14 protein-coding genes and 1 tRNA gene are annotated in these 15777 nt (G+C 69.3%); 7 read left to right on the top strand and 8 right to left on the bottom strand.

The window, feature by feature from the left end:
- Positions 1 to 65 precede the first annotated feature (65 nt).
- Positions 66 to 488, top strand: coding sequence for a tellurite resistance TerB family protein (locus E3U26_RS03085; protein ID WP_036751052.1), 423 nt, complete (start codon positions 66 to 68; stop codon positions 486 to 488).
- A gap of 49 nt (positions 489 to 537) precedes the next feature.
- Here the strand turns inward: E3U26_RS03085 and E3U26_RS03090 are convergent, their stop codons facing one another.
- From E3U26_RS03090 to E3U26_RS03120, 7 genes are all read right to left on the bottom strand, one after another.
- Positions 538 to 1950 carry a serine hydrolase family protein gene (locus tag E3U26_RS03090; RefSeq protein WP_499105418.1) on the bottom strand — a complete coding sequence of 471 codons (1413 nt, stop codon included), beginning with the start codon at positions 1948 to 1950 and terminating at the stop codon, positions 538 to 540.
- A complete protein-coding gene (locus E3U26_RS03095) occupies positions 1947 to 2552 on the bottom strand; it encodes a nicotinate-nucleotide adenylyltransferase (protein WP_449045611.1) in 606 nt (201 codons plus the stop codon). Before E3U26_RS03095 ends, E3U26_RS03090 begins: the two co-directional genes overlap by 4 nt.
- Before the next feature lie 3 nt (positions 2553 to 2555).
- Positions 2556 to 4223: a formate--tetrahydrofolate ligase gene (locus E3U26_RS03100; protein WP_449045612.1), complete on the bottom strand. Its 1668-nt coding sequence runs from the start codon at positions 4221 to 4223 to the stop codon at positions 2556 to 2558.
- 67 nt (positions 4224 to 4290) lie between these two features.
- Entirely contained in the window at positions 4291 to 5424 is a 1134-nt protein-coding gene (locus tag E3U26_RS03105; protein ID WP_499105419.1) for an OpgC domain-containing protein, read from the bottom strand.
- A complete protein-coding gene (gene mdoH / locus E3U26_RS03110; RefSeq protein ID WP_243784498.1) occupies positions 5421 to 7586 on the bottom strand; it encodes a glucans biosynthesis glucosyltransferase MdoH in 2166 nt (721 codons plus the stop codon). Before mdoH ends, E3U26_RS03105 begins: the two co-directional genes overlap by 4 nt.
- 5 nt (positions 7587 to 7591) lie before the next feature.
- Complete coding sequence (locus E3U26_RS03115; RefSeq protein WP_499105420.1) at positions 7592 to 9172, bottom strand: OpgD/OpgG family glucan biosynthesis protein; 1581 nt, start codon at positions 9170 to 9172, stop codon at positions 7592 to 7594.
- A gap of 186 nt (positions 9173 to 9358) precedes the next feature.
- Positions 9359 to 10279 carry a hypothetical protein gene (locus E3U26_RS03120; protein WP_499105421.1) on the bottom strand — a complete coding sequence of 307 codons (921 nt, stop codon included), beginning with the start codon at positions 10277 to 10279 and terminating at the stop codon, positions 9359 to 9361.
- Between the two features lie 138 nt (positions 10280 to 10417).
- Between E3U26_RS03120 and E3U26_RS03125 the strand changes: the two genes are divergently transcribed.
- The 6 genes from E3U26_RS03125 (at position 10418) to E3U26_RS03150 (ending at position 14798) form a co-directional block, all read left to right on the top strand.
- The gene (locus E3U26_RS03125) at positions 10418 to 10807 is read left to right on the top strand and encodes a hypothetical protein (protein ID WP_240540205.1); all 390 of its coding nucleotides are present in this window, start codon (positions 10418 to 10420) and stop codon (positions 10805 to 10807) included.
- Complete coding sequence (locus tag E3U26_RS03130; protein WP_036751072.1) at positions 10804 to 11466, top strand: response regulator transcription factor; 663 nt, start codon at positions 10804 to 10806, stop codon at positions 11464 to 11466. Before E3U26_RS03125 ends, E3U26_RS03130 begins: the two co-directional genes overlap by 4 nt.
- Positions 11463 to 12803, top strand: a complete 1341-nt coding sequence (locus E3U26_RS03135) for a sensor histidine kinase (protein ID WP_499105422.1) — start codon at positions 11463 to 11465, stop codon at positions 12801 to 12803. The genes E3U26_RS03130 and E3U26_RS03135 overlap by 4 nt, the downstream gene beginning before the upstream one ends.
- Before the next feature lie 46 nt (positions 12804 to 12849).
- Positions 12850 to 12939 (top strand) — tRNA-Ser (locus E3U26_RS03140).
- 147 nt (positions 12940 to 13086) lie between these two features.
- The gene (locus tag E3U26_RS03145) at positions 13087 to 14493 is read left to right on the top strand and encodes a tyrosine-type recombinase/integrase (RefSeq protein WP_499105423.1); all 1407 of its coding nucleotides are present in this window, start codon (positions 13087 to 13089) and stop codon (positions 14491 to 14493) included.
- On the top strand, positions 14490 to 14798 hold the full coding sequence (locus E3U26_RS03150; protein WP_499105424.1) for a hypothetical protein: 309 nt from the start codon (positions 14490 to 14492) through the stop codon (positions 14796 to 14798). The genes E3U26_RS03145 and E3U26_RS03150 overlap by 4 nt, the downstream gene beginning before the upstream one ends.
- Here E3U26_RS03150 and E3U26_RS03155 read toward each other — a convergent pair.
- Positions 14756 to 15688, bottom strand: a complete 933-nt coding sequence (locus E3U26_RS03155) for an IS5 family transposase (RefSeq protein ID WP_179921185.1) — start codon at positions 15686 to 15688, stop codon at positions 14756 to 14758. The two genes, E3U26_RS03150 and E3U26_RS03155, sit on opposite strands and share 43 nt — an antisense overlap.
- Positions 15689 to 15777 lie beyond the last annotated feature (89 nt).

Raw genomic sequence — 15777 nt, forward strand, 5'->3', positions numbered from 1 at the left:
CTTCCCCGTATTGAAACGGCGCCGGATGGTCAATAATTACCCCCGGAAACGCAAGGAGAAATGCCATGCCCGACAGCCTGCCCTCGTTCTCGCCCTGCGACGCGCTGGTCGCGGTCATGGTGGCGGTCTCGGCCTCGGACCAGAACCCGCGCACCGCCGAGCTGGTCGCCATCGAGCGGGCGGTGAACCACACGCCGGTCTTTGCCGCCTATGACATCGACCGCGTCCGTGCCGTGTCGCAGACGGTGGTGACGCTCTTCGAGGAAGAGGACGGGCTGGACGCGCTTTTCGGCCTGGTGCGCGAGGCGCTGCCGGAAAAGATGTTCGACACCGCCTATGTCCTGGCCTGCGACGTGGCCGCCTCGGACGGCCGCCTGGGCGAGATCGAGGCCGAGATGCTGGCCGAGATCCGCGACCAGCTGGAGATCGACCGCCTGCACGCCGCCGCCATCGAGCTCGCCGCCCGCGCCCGCCATCGCGTGCTTTGAAGCGCCCCGGCGGTTTCGCGGCTGCATGGGTATTTGGAGAACGAAGAAGTCAGAGGCTGGCGACCCAGCCCTCCACCAGCGCCTGCTGGAGGCGTTTGGAGCGTTTGGTCCAGCCGATGACGCCCTCGGGCAGTTCCTGGCCCTGGCTGGCGGCGCGGCGCGGCTCGTCGCCGGTCAGGATGGCAAAGGCCAGCTCGCGCCCGCCGGGGCCCTGGGCGTAGCCGGCAAGGTTCGAGACGAAGTTCAGCGTCCCGGTCTTGGCCTCGATGGCGATGTCGCTGTCCTTGCGCTTGCCGCGCGCGTCCTTCAGCGGGATCGGCTTCAGCAACCCGCGCAGGCCGCGCGCCCGTCCCGGCCCGGCCATCAGCCCCGCCAGCATCCGCGCATCGGCACGGTTCGCGGGCGAGAGGCCGGAATGGTCGTGGAAGGCGAAATCGCCGCCGACCCCCTGCCCGCGCAGCCAGTCCGCCATCGCCGCGGCCGAGGCCGCCACGTCGCCCGCACGGCTGGCGGCCAGCCCGATCGCCTCGGCGGTCAGGTTGGTCGAATATTCCAGCATGCCCTGGACGATCTCGCGCAGGGGCGGGCTGTCGTGGCGGGCGATCCCGGCCCCTTCGGGCAGGATCTCGATCACCTCGGGATCGGGCAGCGCCAGGCCGCGGGCGCGGCACAGCGTCTGGAACACGTCGCCCGCGTAAAGCTCGGGGCGGCGGACGGGCAGCCAGCGGCTGCCGGACTTGCCCAGGCCGCGCCGGGCGATGGTCCAGCTTTCCAGCTTGCCCGCCTCGTAGGTAAAGAGCGGCAGCCCACGGTCCACCGCCGCGATCGCGGCGGTATAGGCCCTGGGCGACAGCTTGCGGCCCCGCGCCTGCAAGGACAGCCGATAGCCCGCCTCGCCCTGCCGCCAGTCCAGATGCACCCGGTTGAAGTTCAGGATCATCCCCGAGATCGAGGGGTTGTAGGGCAGATGCTCGTCCTGCGCCGGGTCCAGCCGGCCGATGCGCGGCAGCGCCCCGCCCCAGACGGCAAAGGCGGTGGGGGCCGGGCGGCCGGCGGCCTTTTCGTCGGCGACCGCGGCCGCGGCCATTTCGTCCAGCGCATCGGTGTCCAGCAGCGGATCGCCGCCGCCCGCCAGGATCAGCGTGTTGCCGGCGCGGATGACCCTGGTCGTGAAGCAATGCCCCTCGCCCAGCCGGTCCAGCGCGTAAAGCGCCGTCACCGCCTTGAGCGTGCTGGCCGGGGCCATGCGCCGGTCGGCCTGGCGCTGGGCGAGCATCCGGCCCGAGGCCGGGTCGATCACCGCAAAGGCCACCGCCCCGCCAAGCCCGGCCGCGGCGATCAGCGCCTCGGCGTCGAAGCCCGCGGGGCGCGCGGCCGGCCTTTGCTGGGCCGGCGCCATGCGGGGAGCCAGCGCCAGCAGCCCCAGCCCCGCCACGAAGCCACGCCGCGTCCATCCGTTCATGCGCGTCCTTTCGGCCCCAGCGCACGGATGGCGCTGGAACTCAGCTTGTTCAGCGGCAGGTTTATCATCACCCAGGCCGGCGGCCCAGACCGGGCGAGTTCACGCGCCCGCGACTCGGGCAGGCGCGCGCGCCACAGCAGCCGCGCCGCGCGCGAGAACCGCGCCGGCATCCGCCAGCCCGGCCGGGCGATCACGCCGATCGGCACCCGCGCCGCGATGTCGCGCCAACGGTCCCAGCGGTCGAACTGGACCAGGTTGTCCGCCCCCATCAGCCAGACGAAGCGCACGCCGGGGTAAAGCCGCTGCAGCGCGGCGATGGTGTCGCGGGTCATGCGGGTGCCGAGCCGGGCCTCGATGCCGGTGATCTCGACCCTGGGGTCGCGCATGAGGTGCCGCGCGCGGCCGATGCGCTGCGCCAGCGGCGCCGGCCCGTGCGGCTTCAGCGGATTGCCGGGGCTGACCAGCCACCAGATCCGGTCGAGGCCGAAGCGGCGCAGCGCCTCCTGCGTGATATGGACATGGCCTTCATGCGCGGGATCGAAGGAACCACCCAGAAGGCCCACGGCCATGCCCGGCCGCGCGATGGGAAAGCCGGCGCGCATCGGCTAGAACAGGCCCTGCACATGGCCGTCGCCGTCCAGCCCCACGCGCAGCGCCGCGGGGTCGCGCGGCAGGCCGGGCATGGTCATGATGTCGCCGCAGATCGCCACCACGAAGCCCGCGCCGGCCGACAGCCGCACCTCGCGCACCGGGATGGTAAAGCCCTCGGGCGCGCCAAGCGCCGAAGGGTTGGCGGAAAAGGAATATTGCGTCTTGGCCATGCAGACCGGCAGATGGCCGTGCCCGGCCCGCTCCCATTCCTCGAGCCGCTCGAGGATATGCGGCAGGAACTCGACCTGGCCGGCGCGATAGACCTGGCGGCAGATGGTCTCGATCTTCTCGGCCAGGGGCATCTCGTCGGGATAGAGCGGCGCGAAATCCGCCCCGCCCTCGGCCAGCGCGACCACGGCGCGGGCCAGATCCTCGGCCCCCCTGCCGCCCTCGGCCCAGTGCCGGCACAGCACGGCCTGAACGCCATGCCCGCGGCAATGATCGGCAAGCGCCGCGATCTCGGCCTCGGTATCGCCGGCGAAATGGTTGATCGCCACCACCACCGGCAGGCCGAAGCGGCGCAGGTTCTCGATATGCCGGCCCAGGTTCGCGCAGCCGGCCCGCAGCGCCGCGACATTCTCGGCCCCCAGGTCGGCGCGGGCCACGCCGCCGTTCATCTTGAGCGCCCGCACCGTCGCCACCAGCACCGCCGCGTCGGGTTGCAGCCCGGCCAGCCGGCATTTGATGTTCAGGAACTTCTCGGCCCCCAGGTCGGCGCCGAAGCCCGCCTCGGTCACGACATAGTCCGACAGCGCCAGCGCCGTGCGCGTCGCCATGACCGAGTTGCAGCCATGCGCGATATTGGCGAAGGGCCCGCCATGGACCAGCGCCGGGTTGTTCTCCAGCGTCTGCACCAGGTTCGGCTGCAAGGCATCGCGCAGCAGCACCGTCATCGCGCCCTCGGCACCCAGGTCATGCGCAGTCACCGGCCGGCGGTCGAAGGTCTGGCCGATGACGATGCGGCCCAGCCGCGCCTGCAAATCGGCCAGGTCCGAGGCCAGGCACAGGATCGCCATCACCTCGGAGGCGACGGTGATGTCGAAGCCGCATTCGCGCGGCACGCCGTTGGCCGGCCCGCCAAGCGCCACCACCACCTGCCGCAGCACCCGGTCGTTCATGTCCATGACCCGGCGCCATGTCACCCGGCGCGGGTCGATGCGCAGCGCGTTGCCCCAGTGGATATGGTTGTCGATCATCGCCGCCAGCAGGTTGTGCGCGCTGGTGACAGCATGGAAATCGCCGGTGAAATGCAGGTTCATGTCTTCCATCGGCACGATCTGCGCATGGCCGCCGCCCGCCGCCCCGCCCTTCATGCCGAAATTCGGCCCCAGCGAGGCTTCGCGGATGCAGACCGTCGCGCGCTTGCCGATGCGGTTCAGCGCGTCGCCCAGCCCCACGGTGGTCGTGGTCTTGCCTTCGCCCGCCGGGGTCGGGTTGATCGCAGTGACCAGGATCAGCCGGCCCTGCGGCCGCCCGGCCAGCCCGGCGATGGCCTCATGCGCGATCTTGGCCTTGTCGCGGCCATAGGGCAGGAAATCGGCCTCGGCCAGGCCCAGGCGGCCGGCGATCTGCGCGATGGGCAGCTTTTGCGCCTCGCGGGCGATCTGGATGTCCGATTTCATGATCCCTCCTCGGTCTGCGGCCGACAGTTGAGCGGCTGGGGCCCGCCAAGGCAAGCCCCCGCACGCCCTAGCCCAGCCCGAGGCGTGTCCGCAACGGCGGCAGCCAGGTTTCCCGCCGCATCCAGGCCGCCGAGATGGCCCAGAAGGCCACCACCAGCCAGATGTCGATGGCCAGCCGGGTCCAGATATTCGCCGCGCCGGGCGGCACGGTCATGTCCAGCGCATCGCCCCAGATCGACAGCATCACGCAGACGATGAAGGAAAACAGCCCGCCGCGGCCGATCTCGGCCAGCGCCTCGCCCGGCACGGTGGCGGCCATCCAGGCAAAGGGCCGCGCCAGGGGCACCGCCACCATCCAGCTTGCTGCAAGAATAGCGGTGAAGCGCATGAAATCCAACGACCATTTGTCGATGCCGCCGGTGATCTGGCGCAGGAACCGGCTGACGGGCTTGGCGGGCGCGCCGATCTTCCAGGCGATCACGATGGTCAGGCCGAAGAGCAGCACCCCCACCGAGATCCAGGTCAGCAGCGCCGAATAGCGCCGCAGGACCGGCATGATCCGCTCGCGGAAGGCACCCATGGCGACGCCGGCAAAGAACAGGAGCTGCCAGCCGAAGGGGTTGAACAGCAGCCCCGGCCCCGGTCGCTGGTTGGGGATCAGCGCGTTCAGCGGCTGGGCAAAGACCCAGACCAGCACCGAAACCGCCATGGCTAGCCAGGGCCAGCGCAACAGGAAGGGCACCGTCACCGGCACGGTGGCGATCAGCAGCACGTAAAGCGCCAGCACGTCGAGCAGGTTCGGTTGCATCCACATCAGCGCCACGGTGGCGACATAGCCGATGGGATGTTCGATGATCCAGCGCGCATATTGGAACCAGACCGCGGTATGGTTCATGTGCAGCTGGAACAGCAGCGCCGAGAACAGCGCCAGCAGGATGGCGCCGGCGATCAGCGCCAGCCAGACCTGCGCCGCGCGGCGCAGGAAGCGGATCTGCGCGGCGCGGCGGCCCTCGCGCGCCTCGACCTTGACCCAGACCATGCCGACCAGGAAGCCCGACAGCAGCACGAACAGCTCGGCCGCGTCGAAGACAGCGAAATTGGTCAGCGTCAGGTTGCGCAGCACCCCGATCGGCATGTGGTCCAGCATGATGCAGACCAGCGCATAGCCGCGCAGCATGTCCAAAGCGGCGATGCGTTTCATTGCGGCAACTTCGCGAAGGCTTCGATCAGCGCGCGGTTCTCGATCAGCGCCAGTTGCTCGGCCGGGCCCAGGAAGCGCAGCGCCTGCGCCTGCGAGGCGGCATGGCCGATCTTGGCCTCGGCCGAGATGGCGTCGAGCCGCTCTTCGACCGGGCCGCGCGGCGCGGCGGGCAGCAGCGCCAGGATGCGCGCGCGCAGCGCCCCATCGCGCCCCAGCGCCTCCAGCCCCCCGCGCGGCAGGCCGCCGGCGATGCGGAAGTCCAGGACGTTGGCGGCGGTCAGCACCTCGGGGGGCTGGCGCTCTTCGGGGGTGACCAGCAGGCCCTGGCGGCGCGCCCAGCGGCCAAAGACCGGGCTGGCCGACCAGCGCGAGGTCAGGGGCGACAGGATCAGCCCGGCCAGGATCGGCGACAGCCAGACCAGCTGCCAGGGCGACAGGAAGGCCAGCACCACCAGCGTCGCGACCCCCAGGACGACATGCAGCGCATGGCGGCGCAGCACGACGTGCCAGGGCGGCATCTGGCCGGCGCGGACCTGCGCCTCCCAGCCGGAATCGCGGCCGCGCAGGATCTCGATGATCTGCCGGGTCTGGATCAGCATCTGCACCGGCGCAATCAGCGCGGAAAGCACGATTTCGAACATGGCCGAGGCCAGAAGCCGCACGTTGCCGCCCGAATCCTTGGCCAGCGGCCGCAGCCAGGCGCGGAAGATGGCGATGAACTTGGGCACCAGCAGGAAGGACATGGCGGCGATGAACAGCCACAGCATCCGCACCGGGTCGAAGGTCGGCCAGGTCGGGAACAGCTGGTAGGTCTGCGGGAAATAATCCGGCCGCGACAGCAGCACATTGGCCGACAGCGCCAGCCCGACCAGGATCAGCATCAGCCAGATCGGCGACATCAGGAAGCCCAGGATGCCGATGACGAAATGCGCCCGGCTGATCCAGGCGAAGCCGCGCGAAAAGATCAGCCGCGCATGCTGCAGGTTGCCCTGCGCCCAGCGGCGCTCGCGCACGGCCATGTCCAGCAGCGTGGGCGGGCAGCCCTCGAAGCTCTGGCGCAGGTCGTGGTCCAGCCGCACCTTCCAGCCGGCGCGGCGCAGAAGCGCGGCCTCGACGAAATCGTGGCTCAGGATGGTGCCGCCAAAGGGCGGCCTGCCCGGCAGTTCGGGCAACCCGCAGCATTGCGCGAAGGCGCCGACGCGGATGATGGCGTTATGACCCCAGAAATTGCCGCTGTCTCCCGACCAGGCGGCGACGCCGCGGGCGACGGCCGGGCCATAGATGCGGCCGGCGAATTGCGTCAGCCGGGCGAAGATGGTCTGGCCGCCGACCAGCATCGGCATGGTCTGGATCAGCCCGACGGCCGGATCGGCGTTCATCCGCGCCGACAGCGCCTTGATCGTCGCCGCACCGACCACGCTGTCGGCGTCCAGCACCACCATCTGGTCATAGCGCCCGCCCCAGCGGCGCACGAAATCGCCGACATTGCCCGCCTTGCGCCCCTTGTTGAAGCTGCGGCGCCGATACCAGACCGGCACCGGCGAGATGTCGCGCAGCCGGCTGATCGCCGCCATCTCCTCGAATACGGCCTGCGGCTCGTAGCTGTCCGACAGCACGAAGATCTCGGCCCGCTCGCCCAGGCCCTCGCGGTAGAGGTCGCGCGCCAGCGCCGCCAGAAGGCCCGCCGTCGCCGCCGCGTTCTCGTGATAGACCGGCATGACCACGGCAAGGCGCGCCTGGTTCGGCCCCTCCGGGTTGCGCAGCCGCCGCGCGAAGATCCCCGAGACCATGGAGGTAAAGGAAAACCCGACCCAGGTGAAGGTCAGCGCGAACAGCACCAGCAGCACCGATTGCAGCCAGGTCATGTTCGTGCCGAAGGTCAGCATCATCTGCCGCCAGCCCAGCCAGGCGATCGCGGCGGCGCCGCCAAAGGCGGTCAGCCGCGCCGCGATCGTGCCCAGGCCCGGCCAGCGGCTGTCCGGCCCCAGGGGCGGGCGGGCACGGAAATCCTGCTCGGGCATGTCCAGCGGCGCTTCGGGCGGCGTCGCCGGGCCTTCGGATTGCGGCAGGTCCAGCGCCTCCCAGCCCTCTTCCGCGGACAGAGGCAGGGGACGGTTCTGGCTGGCCGGATGCCCGCCCGGCTGGCTGTGGGTCGCGCCCATGTCGGTCACTCGCGCGTCCAGCGGGCGATCCAGGTCTCGCTGAGCGGACCGTTCGGACCGTTCAGCACCGCCGAGAGATCGGCCAGCTTGGCGCCTTCGGGCAGGTATTCGAAGGCCAGCCGCATCCGGCCCTGCTCGGGCAGGCGCAGCAGGTAGCTGTGCCCGATCCGCCCGGCCGAGGCGCGCAGCTGCGGCACCGGATCGTCCGAGCCGAACAGCCCCAGGTCGAAATCGACGATATAGGTGCGGCCGTTGGGATTGTTGATCGCCTGGCCCGACATGGTCTCTAGAACGCGAGAAATCGGTGCGCTGTCAGGGATTTCGGCGGCAAATGTCAGAATGTAGTTGAAGTCGTAACGATTGCCCTTGGCCAATGTGTCGGCCGGCTGCCAGAACGAGACGATATTGTCGTTGAACTCGTTCTCGACCGGGATCTCGATCAGCGTGACCGTGCCCTTGCCCCATTCGTCCTGCGGCGCGATCCAGGCCGAGGGGCGCTTTTCATAGCGCGCCTCGGCATCCTTGTAGGATTCGAAGTCGCGCGCGCGCTGCGCCAGGCCGAATCCCAGCGGATCGTTGTCCATGAAGGCCGAGACCTGCAAGGTGCTGTGCCCCGACAGCACCCGCCACAGCCGCTGTTCGCTGCCGGTCAGCATCTGCAACCCGTCGCTGTCATGCACCGCAGGGCGATAGTCGTCCACGCGCGAGCGGTCGGTCGGCCCGAACCAATACATCGAGGTCAGGGGCGCGATGCCTGCGTTGCGCATGTCCTGGCGCGGAAACAGCGAGACGCGGGTGTCGAAGACCGTCTCGGCGCCCGGCGTGATGCGGAACTCGAACGCGCCCGAGACCGAGCGGCTGTCGAGCAGCGCATGGACCAGCACGGAACGGTCCTGCGATCCGGGCTTGTGGATCCAGAAGCCGCGGAACAGCGGGAACTCCTCGCCCTCGGCGCTGCCGGTGCCGATGGCCAGGCCGCGCGCCGAAAGGCCGTAAAGCGTGCCGCGCGCCACGGCGCGGAAATAGCTGGCGCCCTGGAAGACCGCGATCTCGTCCATCACGTCGGGACGGTTCAGCGGCGCGCGCAGGCGGAACCCCGACCAGCCCATGTTGCCCAGCGTCTCGTAATCGACGCCGTCGGGGAACTGCACCGGGTCGAAGTCGAACATGTGCGGATCGAACCGGACCGGAATCACCACCCCCTCGTCGACCAGGGCGATGTCCACCGGCTCGTGGAAGATCGCGCCCGGCGGCAGCAGGTCCAGCGCGAAATCGCGGCTGCCGGCCCAGGGGTCGCGGTCGCGGCGGAACCGGATGCCGCGATACTGGTCATAGGTCAGGTTGCCGAAGCTGCCGACCAGCTCGGCATCGCGGTATTCATAGGGATTGGCGGCCAGATCCCTGGCCATCGCGGCGACATCCTCGAAGCCGAAGGGCCTGGGCGCGGCCTCCTCGGCCGGTTCGGCGGCGGCTTCCGGCTGGGCCTCGGGGCTTTCCTGCGCCAGGGCCGCCCCCAGCGAGGCTGACAGCGCGCTGACGGCCGACACGGCCGCACCGGCAGAAAGGACAAATTCACGACGACGCATCGACCGACCCCATGTTTCGGGCAGGAAAGCCCGGAAATTCCGGGGGGATTTCGCATTGCCGCGCGCATCAGGCAAGCCTTTTCGCGCCGAAAGGCAGGGTCTTGCCGAGAGGTTGATCGGAATTGCCGCGCCAAAGGGCCGCGCCGGCCCGAAAGCCCGCGCGGCCCGATGTGCCTGCCGCCTGCCTCAGCGGTTGATTTCCCGCGTGACCTGCCCCTTGGGGCTCAGCTCGACCGCGACCGGCTCGCCCTCGGGGTTCACCGCCTGCGCCAGGACGCGCGTCCCGTCCTGCATGATCTCGCCGATGCGGCTGTAGCCGGCCGAGGTCAGCGCCATGCGCACCTCGCCCCGGTCAAGCTGGTCCGGCGACAGCGCACCCTGGCGCTGCGGCGCGGGCGCCTCGCCGGCAGGGGCCGGCGCCTCTCCGGCGGGGGCCGGCGGCGGCATGTCGCGGCCCGGCCCGCGGTCCCAGCCGCGCTCGCCCCCGCGATCCCCGCGCGGCCCATGGTCCCAGCCCCGCGGGCCGTCGCCGCGGTGATGGCCGCGACGCATGTCCCGGCGGTCGTGGTCGTGTTTGCCCTGCCAGCCCTTGCCACGATCGCCGCCACGCTCGGCATCGCCGCGGCCAAAGCGCATCAGCGTGCCGTCCTGGGTAAAGGCGGCGCGCACGCCCTGCTTCCCGTCGCCCTGCCCGGCCAGCATCACGCCGCGCTCGCCGGAAAACACCGCCTTCAATCCGCCCAGCTCGCCGAAGACCGCGCTGTCGCGCACGGGCTGCGGCACCAGCTGGTCGACCAGCGCCTGCGGCAACACACCGTCGCCCTTGGCGCGCAGCCCGCGCAGCTGGCCCTTGTCGTCCAGCATGGCGTCGATCTGCGTGCCGTCGGGCAGCTTGCCCTCCAGCCGGGTGGCGCCACGCGGGCCGCGCTTGCTGGTCACGTCGGTCAGTCCGGCATCCTGCAACACCTGCGGCAGCGCGACCGGCGCCTGGGCCTGGGCCTCGGCCGCGGGCGGGGGCGCGGCGGGCGTCTCTTGCGCCAGCACGGGGGCCGAGAACGCCGCCAGCAGGGCCGAAAGCGCGATCGAGGTCGAGAGTTTTCTGCTCATCTCTGGTTCCTTCCTTATCGGGGCATCCTCAGCGGCCCCGGACGAATCGGGTGATAGCCCCTGTCGCGCCAACCAAAGACCAACGACCCGTTTGGCTTTCATTTGGATTTCGCCCATTACATAGGGCCGATGAACCGCATGCGCATCATATCCCTGTCGCTTCCCGTCGCGCTGGCGCTGGGGCTGAACGCGCTGGCCGAGGATCGCGGCCACGACCGCGGCCCGCCCTGGCCCGAGGATTGGGCGCCCGAGTTCGAAAGCCTCCAGCGCCACGATTCCCGCATCCTGCCGCTCAACCGCGCCGCCGAGATCGTGGCGGAACGGTTCCGCGGCCGGCTGATCGCGGCGCGCATCGTGCCGCCCACCCCCGACGAGCGGGCGCAGGGCGTGATCCTGGTGCATGAGCTGCGCCTGCTGACGCCCAGGCGCGACGTGCTGCTGATCCGGCTGGACGCGCATAGCGGCGATTTCCTGGAGGTCGCGGGCGCGGGCCTGACCGATGCCCGCCGAAAGGGGCCGAAGCCATGAAATGCCTGATCGTCGAGGACGACCCGACCCTGTCCGCGCAGCTGGCCGCCGCCCTGCGCGACGGCGGCTTCACCTGCGACATCGCCGCCGACGGCACCCAGGGCGAGTTCCTGGGCTCGACCGAGACCTACGACCTCGCGATCCTGGACCTGGGCCTGCCCGGCATGCCGGGGATCGAGGTGCTGACCCGCTGGCGCGAGGGCGGCGCGACCATGCCGGTGCTGATCCTGACCGCGCGCGGCGACTGGACCGACAAGGTGGCCGGCTTTCGCGCCGGGGCCGACGACTATGCCGTTAAGCCTTTCCGCCTGGAAGAGGTGGTGATCCGCGCCCAGACCCTGGTGCGCCGCGCCGCCGGCCATGCCCAGGCGGTGATCAAGGCCGGGCCATTGCGGCTCGACACCCAGCTGGGCGTCATCACCCGCAACGGGCTGGCGCTGAAGCTGACGGCGTTCGAAACCCGCATCCTCGCCTATCTGATCCATCACCAGAACCGCGTGGTCAGCCGCAGCGAACTGTCCGACCACCTCTATGATTCCGCCGCCGACCGCGACTTCAAGTCCATCGAGGTGGTGATCGGCCGGCTGCGCAAGAAGGTCGGCGAGGGCCTGATCGAGACCCGGCGCGGCGAGGGCTATGTGCTGAGGACCGCCGCTTGATCCTGCCGCGCGATTCGATCCGCGCCCGGCTGATCGGGCTGGCGGCGCTGCTGACCGGGGTGGCGCTGGTCGCAGGCTACCTCGCCATCGCCGCCATCCTCGAGGATTTCATCACCGGCCGCTTCGACGCCGAGACCGGGGCGGTGGCCGACGCCCTGATCGCCGGCGCCGGGATCGACGCCGAGGGCCGGCTGGTTGCCGGCCCCGCCCCGACCGATCCGCGTTTCCAGATGCCGCTGTCGGGCTGGTTCTGGCAATTGACGCAGGATGGCCAGGTGATGGCGAAATCGCCCTCGCTCTTCGACAACGTGCTGAACCCGCCCGAGGCGGATTTCCAGGGCGGCCCCGGCCTTGGCCCGGCGAACGAACCGCTGCGGGTCGCGCGCCATGTCTTCACCCTGCCCGGTTCCGCCTCGGCCCTGGCCGTCACCGTGACCGCGCCGCGGGCCGAGATCGACGCCGCCATGGCGCGGCTGCGCCGGCCGCTGGCCATCTCGCTCACCGTGCTGGGCCTGGCCCTGGCAGCGGCCAGCCTGCTGCAGGTCGCGGCGGGGCTGCGCAGCCTGGACCGGCTCGGCCGCGACCTGCGCCGCATCCGCGCCGGCCAGGCCGAGGCGCTGCCCCTGCCCGCCGTGGCCGAACTGCGCCCGGTCGCGGCCGAGATCAACGCGCTGCTGGAACAGAACCGCGCCGTGCTGGCCCGCGCGCGCGAGCATGTCGGCAACCTGGCGCATTCGCTGAAGACGCCGCTGGCGGCGCTGGACAATGCGCTGCCCCCAGACCATCCCGGCCACGCGCTGATCGCGCGCATGGACCGCCAGATCGGCTGGCACCTGCGGCGCGCGCGCAGCTCGGCCGCGCCGCGGCTTCTGGGCCAGCGCACGCCGGTCGCGCCGGTGATCCAGGACATCCTGCTGGTGCTGGGCGGCCCGATCCGCGAGACCGGCCTGCGCGTCGAGGTCCGTGCCGAAGCCGATCCCGCCTTTGCCGGCGAGCGGCAGGATCTCGAGGAGATGATCGGCAACCTGGTCGAGAACGCGGTGAAATGGGCTTCCTCGGCGATCCGCATCACCGCGCGGACCCAAGGCGACCAGCTGCACATCCTGATCGAGGACGACGGCCCCGGCATGTCGGATCAGGATCATGCCCTGGCGCTGACCCGCGGCGCCCGGCTGGACGAGGCCGGCCCGCCGGGCACCGGCCTGGGCCTTGCCATCGTCGCCGACCTGGCGGCGCTGCATGGCGGCGCGCTGACGCTGGACCGCGCGGCGCTGGGGGGCTTGCGCGCGGGATTGCGGCTGCCGGGGGCTGCCGCGCCGGCAGCGCGGCGCGGCTAGATTCCCCTTGCCTCGCATGGCGCGCCGGCCTATCCCGGCCCGGCTTGGAAGCGTGGCCGAGTGGTTTAAGGCTCTGGTCTTGAAAACCAGCGTGGGGGAGACTCCACCGTGGGTTCGAATCCCACCGCTTCCGCCACCCTAGCGTTGCCTTTCGTGATCATCCGTTAAAATTAACATTAAAAATCAACAATATAAGTCGATACTGCGTTAATGCCCGTTGTCATGCGTGGTAGGTAACGGCTAAAAAAACGGCGGGTTGATTGGCGGGTTGAGGGGTTGGCCGATGGCAAAGGGTGATCTGGACGCCTTGGGCGTGAAGCGGGCGAAGCACGATGGCCGCAAGGGGCCGGTGCAGATTTCGGCAGGTGGCTGCAAGGGGCTGTATCTGCAAATCAGCCCATCGGGCGCGAAGTCCTGGATTCTGCGCGTCACGTTGGGCGGCAAGCGGCGGGAAATCGGCCTTGGGGCTTGTCCCGCGATCAGCCTTGCCGATGCGCGCGAACGCGGACTTGCCACGCACAACGAAATCGACCGGGCCGGGCGTGCTGGCCGTGACTGGTGGGCCGAACGGCAAGAGGCGAAAGTAGCCAAGCGCGCCGAAGTCGCCGCGACGGTTGAAGCCGCGAAGCTGATGACGTTCCGTGAAGCCGTCCGGGCGTTCTGTAGCGCGGCATCCGGGCAACTGGACGAACTGACGAACGCGAAGCACAAGGCGCAATGGGAATCGACTCTGCTGGTCTATGCGGCAGGCGAAAAAGAACCGGGACGGGCGGCACCACGGAACCGCAAAAACCCCGAAGGTATCGGCAAGGACGGTATTGGCGAAAAGCCGGTTGCCGATCTGACGAAACACGACATTGCGCGCATTCTCGAACCAATCTGGAAAACCAAACGTGAAACGGCGCGGCGCGTCCGGTCACGGATTGAGGCTGTTATCCGATGGGCAGACGGCAAGGAGAACAGGGACCGCGCCAATCCTGCGCAATGGTCCGATCTCAAACACCTTGGAGCGTTCACCGTGCGGCGCGGCATGAAGCAGAAAGCCATTGCCCAGCAGAAGAAGCATCATCCCGCCTTGCAGGTCGAACACGCACAGGAATGGTTTGCCGATCTGCGCAGCCGCCCGAGCATCAGCGCCCGCGCGCTGGAATTCGTCGCCTTCACGGCCTGCCGGTCGCAAGAGGTTCGCGGCGCGCGGTGGTCCGAAATCAAGGGGCTGAACGGTCCCGCGCCGGTTTGGACTGTGCCAGCCGAACGAATGAAGATGGGCCAGCCGCATCGCGTCCCGTTGTCTGCGCAGGCGGTGGCGCTGCTGCGCGCCCTGCCCCGGCATCAGGGAACCGAACTGATTTTCGTGGCACCGCGCGGCGGGCAGCTTGGTGACATGGCCCTAAGCAAGACCATGAAGGACCGCCACGCCGCACAAGTGAAAGCAGGCCGCGCCGGTTGGCTGGACAAGCACAACGGCAAGATAGCCACGCCGCACGGCCTGCGCGCCACATTCAGGACGTGGGTTCAGGACCGGGCAGCATTTCCGGGCGAACTGGCCGAAGCCGCGCTTGCGCATGTCGCGGGCGATTCCGTTGAACAGGCATATAAGCGCGGGGATGCGCTGGACCCCCGCCGCCCGCTCATGCAGGCATGGGCCGACTATCTGACAGGCACGCAGGTCGCGCAGGCGGCGGAATGATCAGCGACGACCCGAACCACGATGCGGGCCTAAGTGCCGTCTCGAACGCACAGGCCGGAAATTGGGCGCTGCTGCGCGCCCGGTTGTGCGATCCGGCCATAACCCTGACCATGTTCGAGCGCGAATGGCTGGCGCGGGAACGCCTGCCGGGAAAATCTGGACGGCCCAAGGAGGCGCAAGAGCCGCTGCTATACTGGTGGTTCCGACAGGCTCTGTTGCATAACTCAGGTGATGGGCGCGGTTACCCCCTCCCCGGACAGACTTATCCTACAGCTTCCGTGACCGGGATGCCGAGCGCGGTGTAGCCGTTCAGGACGGCGATGCGGATCTGGAACTCGGCGACCTGACGGTCGAAGTCCCTTGCCATGAGCCGCTGGCCCAGCAGTTTGACACAATGCATCTTCGTCTCGATGCGGCTCCGGCGGTGGTATCCACTCCATCGTCGCCACAGGGTGCGGCCGAGATACCTGGACGCCCGGAGGGCCTCGTTGCGCGCGACGGCTCCAGCGGTGATGGTCTTCCAGGTCTTCGCGTTCCTGCGCGGTGGGATGACGGCATGGGCTCCGCGATCTGCAATCGCATCGTGGCACTTGCGCGTGTCGTAGGCGCCATCTGCCGTGACGCTACCGATTTCCTGGTCCTCCGGGATCTGGTCGAGAAGGTCAGGTAGGATCGGCGCATCGCCGACGTTGCTCCCGGTGATCTCGACAGCCCGGATCTCTAGCGTTTCCTCGTCGATCCCAAGGTGGATCTTGCGCCAGACCCGCCGTTTGGGGCCACCATGCTTGCGAGCGTGCCACTCGCCTTCGCCCTCGACCTTGATTCCTGTGCTGTCGATCAGCAGGTGCAGCGGCCCTTTGGAGCCGCGATACGGGATGTTCACAGCCAAGGTCTTCTGGCGGCGGGACAGTGTGCTGAAGTCAGGCACCGTCCAGTCGAGGCCAACCAGACGCAGCAGGCTCTCGACGAACCCGGTCGTCTGCCGGAGCGCCATGCCGAATAGCACCTTCATCGTCAGGCAGCTCTGAATGGCAGTATCGCTGTAGGTCTGCTGGCGGCCACGCCTCCCCGTCGGCACGGCATCCCAGCTCATCTCGGGGTCGAACCAGATCGTCAGCGAGCCCCGGCGCTTGAGCGCTTCATTGTAGGCTGGCCAGTTTCTGGTCCTGTAGGTTGGCGGTGTGGGTCTGCTCATACATCACAGCTACCACCCTGGATTCACGATCTGAATCCCTGACGGGATTTGTGCAACAGAGCCGTTCCGACATGCCGAGGGGATGGAAC

Origin of the sequence: Paracoccus ferrooxidans, from assembly GCF_029909815.1 — a bacterium.
Taxonomy (GTDB): domain Bacteria; phylum Pseudomonadota; class Alphaproteobacteria; order Rhodobacterales; family Rhodobacteraceae; genus Paracoccus; species Paracoccus versutus.

Excerpts from the sequence above, each read along its gene's own strand:
- E3U26_RS03095 (WP_449045611.1), bottom strand. The coding sequence starts at position 2,552 with ATGCGCGCCGGCTTTCCCATCGCGCGGCCGGGCATGGCCGTGGGCCTT.
- E3U26_RS03155 (WP_179921185.1), bottom strand. The coding sequence starts at position 15,688 with ATGAGCAGACCCACACCGCCAACCTACAGGACCAGAAACTGGCCAGCC.
- E3U26_RS03100 (WP_449045612.1), bottom strand. The coding sequence starts at position 4,223 with ATGAAATCGGACATCCAGATCGCCCGCGAGGCGCAAAAGCTGCCCATC.
- E3U26_RS03145 (WP_499105423.1), top strand. The coding sequence starts at position 13,087 with ATGGCAAAGGGTGATCTGGACGCCTTGGGCGTGAAGCGGGCGAAGCAC.
- E3U26_RS03130 (WP_036751072.1), top strand. The coding sequence starts at position 10,804 with ATGAAATGCCTGATCGTCGAGGACGACCCGACCCTGTCCGCGCAGCTG.
- E3U26_RS03125 (WP_240540205.1), top strand. The coding sequence starts at position 10,418 with ATGCGCATCATATCCCTGTCGCTTCCCGTCGCGCTGGCGCTGGGGCTG.
- E3U26_RS03150 (WP_499105424.1), top strand. The coding sequence starts at position 14,490 with ATGATCAGCGACGACCCGAACCACGATGCGGGCCTAAGTGCCGTCTCG.
- E3U26_RS03090 (WP_499105418.1), bottom strand. The coding sequence starts at position 1,950 with ATGAACGGATGGACGCGGCGTGGCTTCGTGGCGGGGCTGGGGCTGCTG.
- E3U26_RS03105 (WP_499105419.1), bottom strand. The coding sequence starts at position 5,424 with ATGAAACGCATCGCCGCTTTGGACATGCTGCGCGGCTATGCGCTGGTC.
- E3U26_RS03115 (WP_499105420.1), bottom strand. The coding sequence starts at position 9,172 with ATGCGTCGTCGTGAATTTGTCCTTTCTGCCGGTGCGGCCGTGTCGGCC.
- mdoH (WP_243784498.1), bottom strand. The coding sequence starts at position 7,586 with ATGGGCGCGACCCACAGCCAGCCGGGCGGGCATCCGGCCAGCCAGAAC.
- E3U26_RS03085 (WP_036751052.1), top strand. The coding sequence starts at position 66 with ATGCCCGACAGCCTGCCCTCGTTCTCGCCCTGCGACGCGCTGGTCGCG.
- E3U26_RS03120 (WP_499105421.1), bottom strand. The coding sequence starts at position 10,279 with ATGAGCAGAAAACTCTCGACCTCGATCGCGCTTTCGGCCCTGCTGGCG.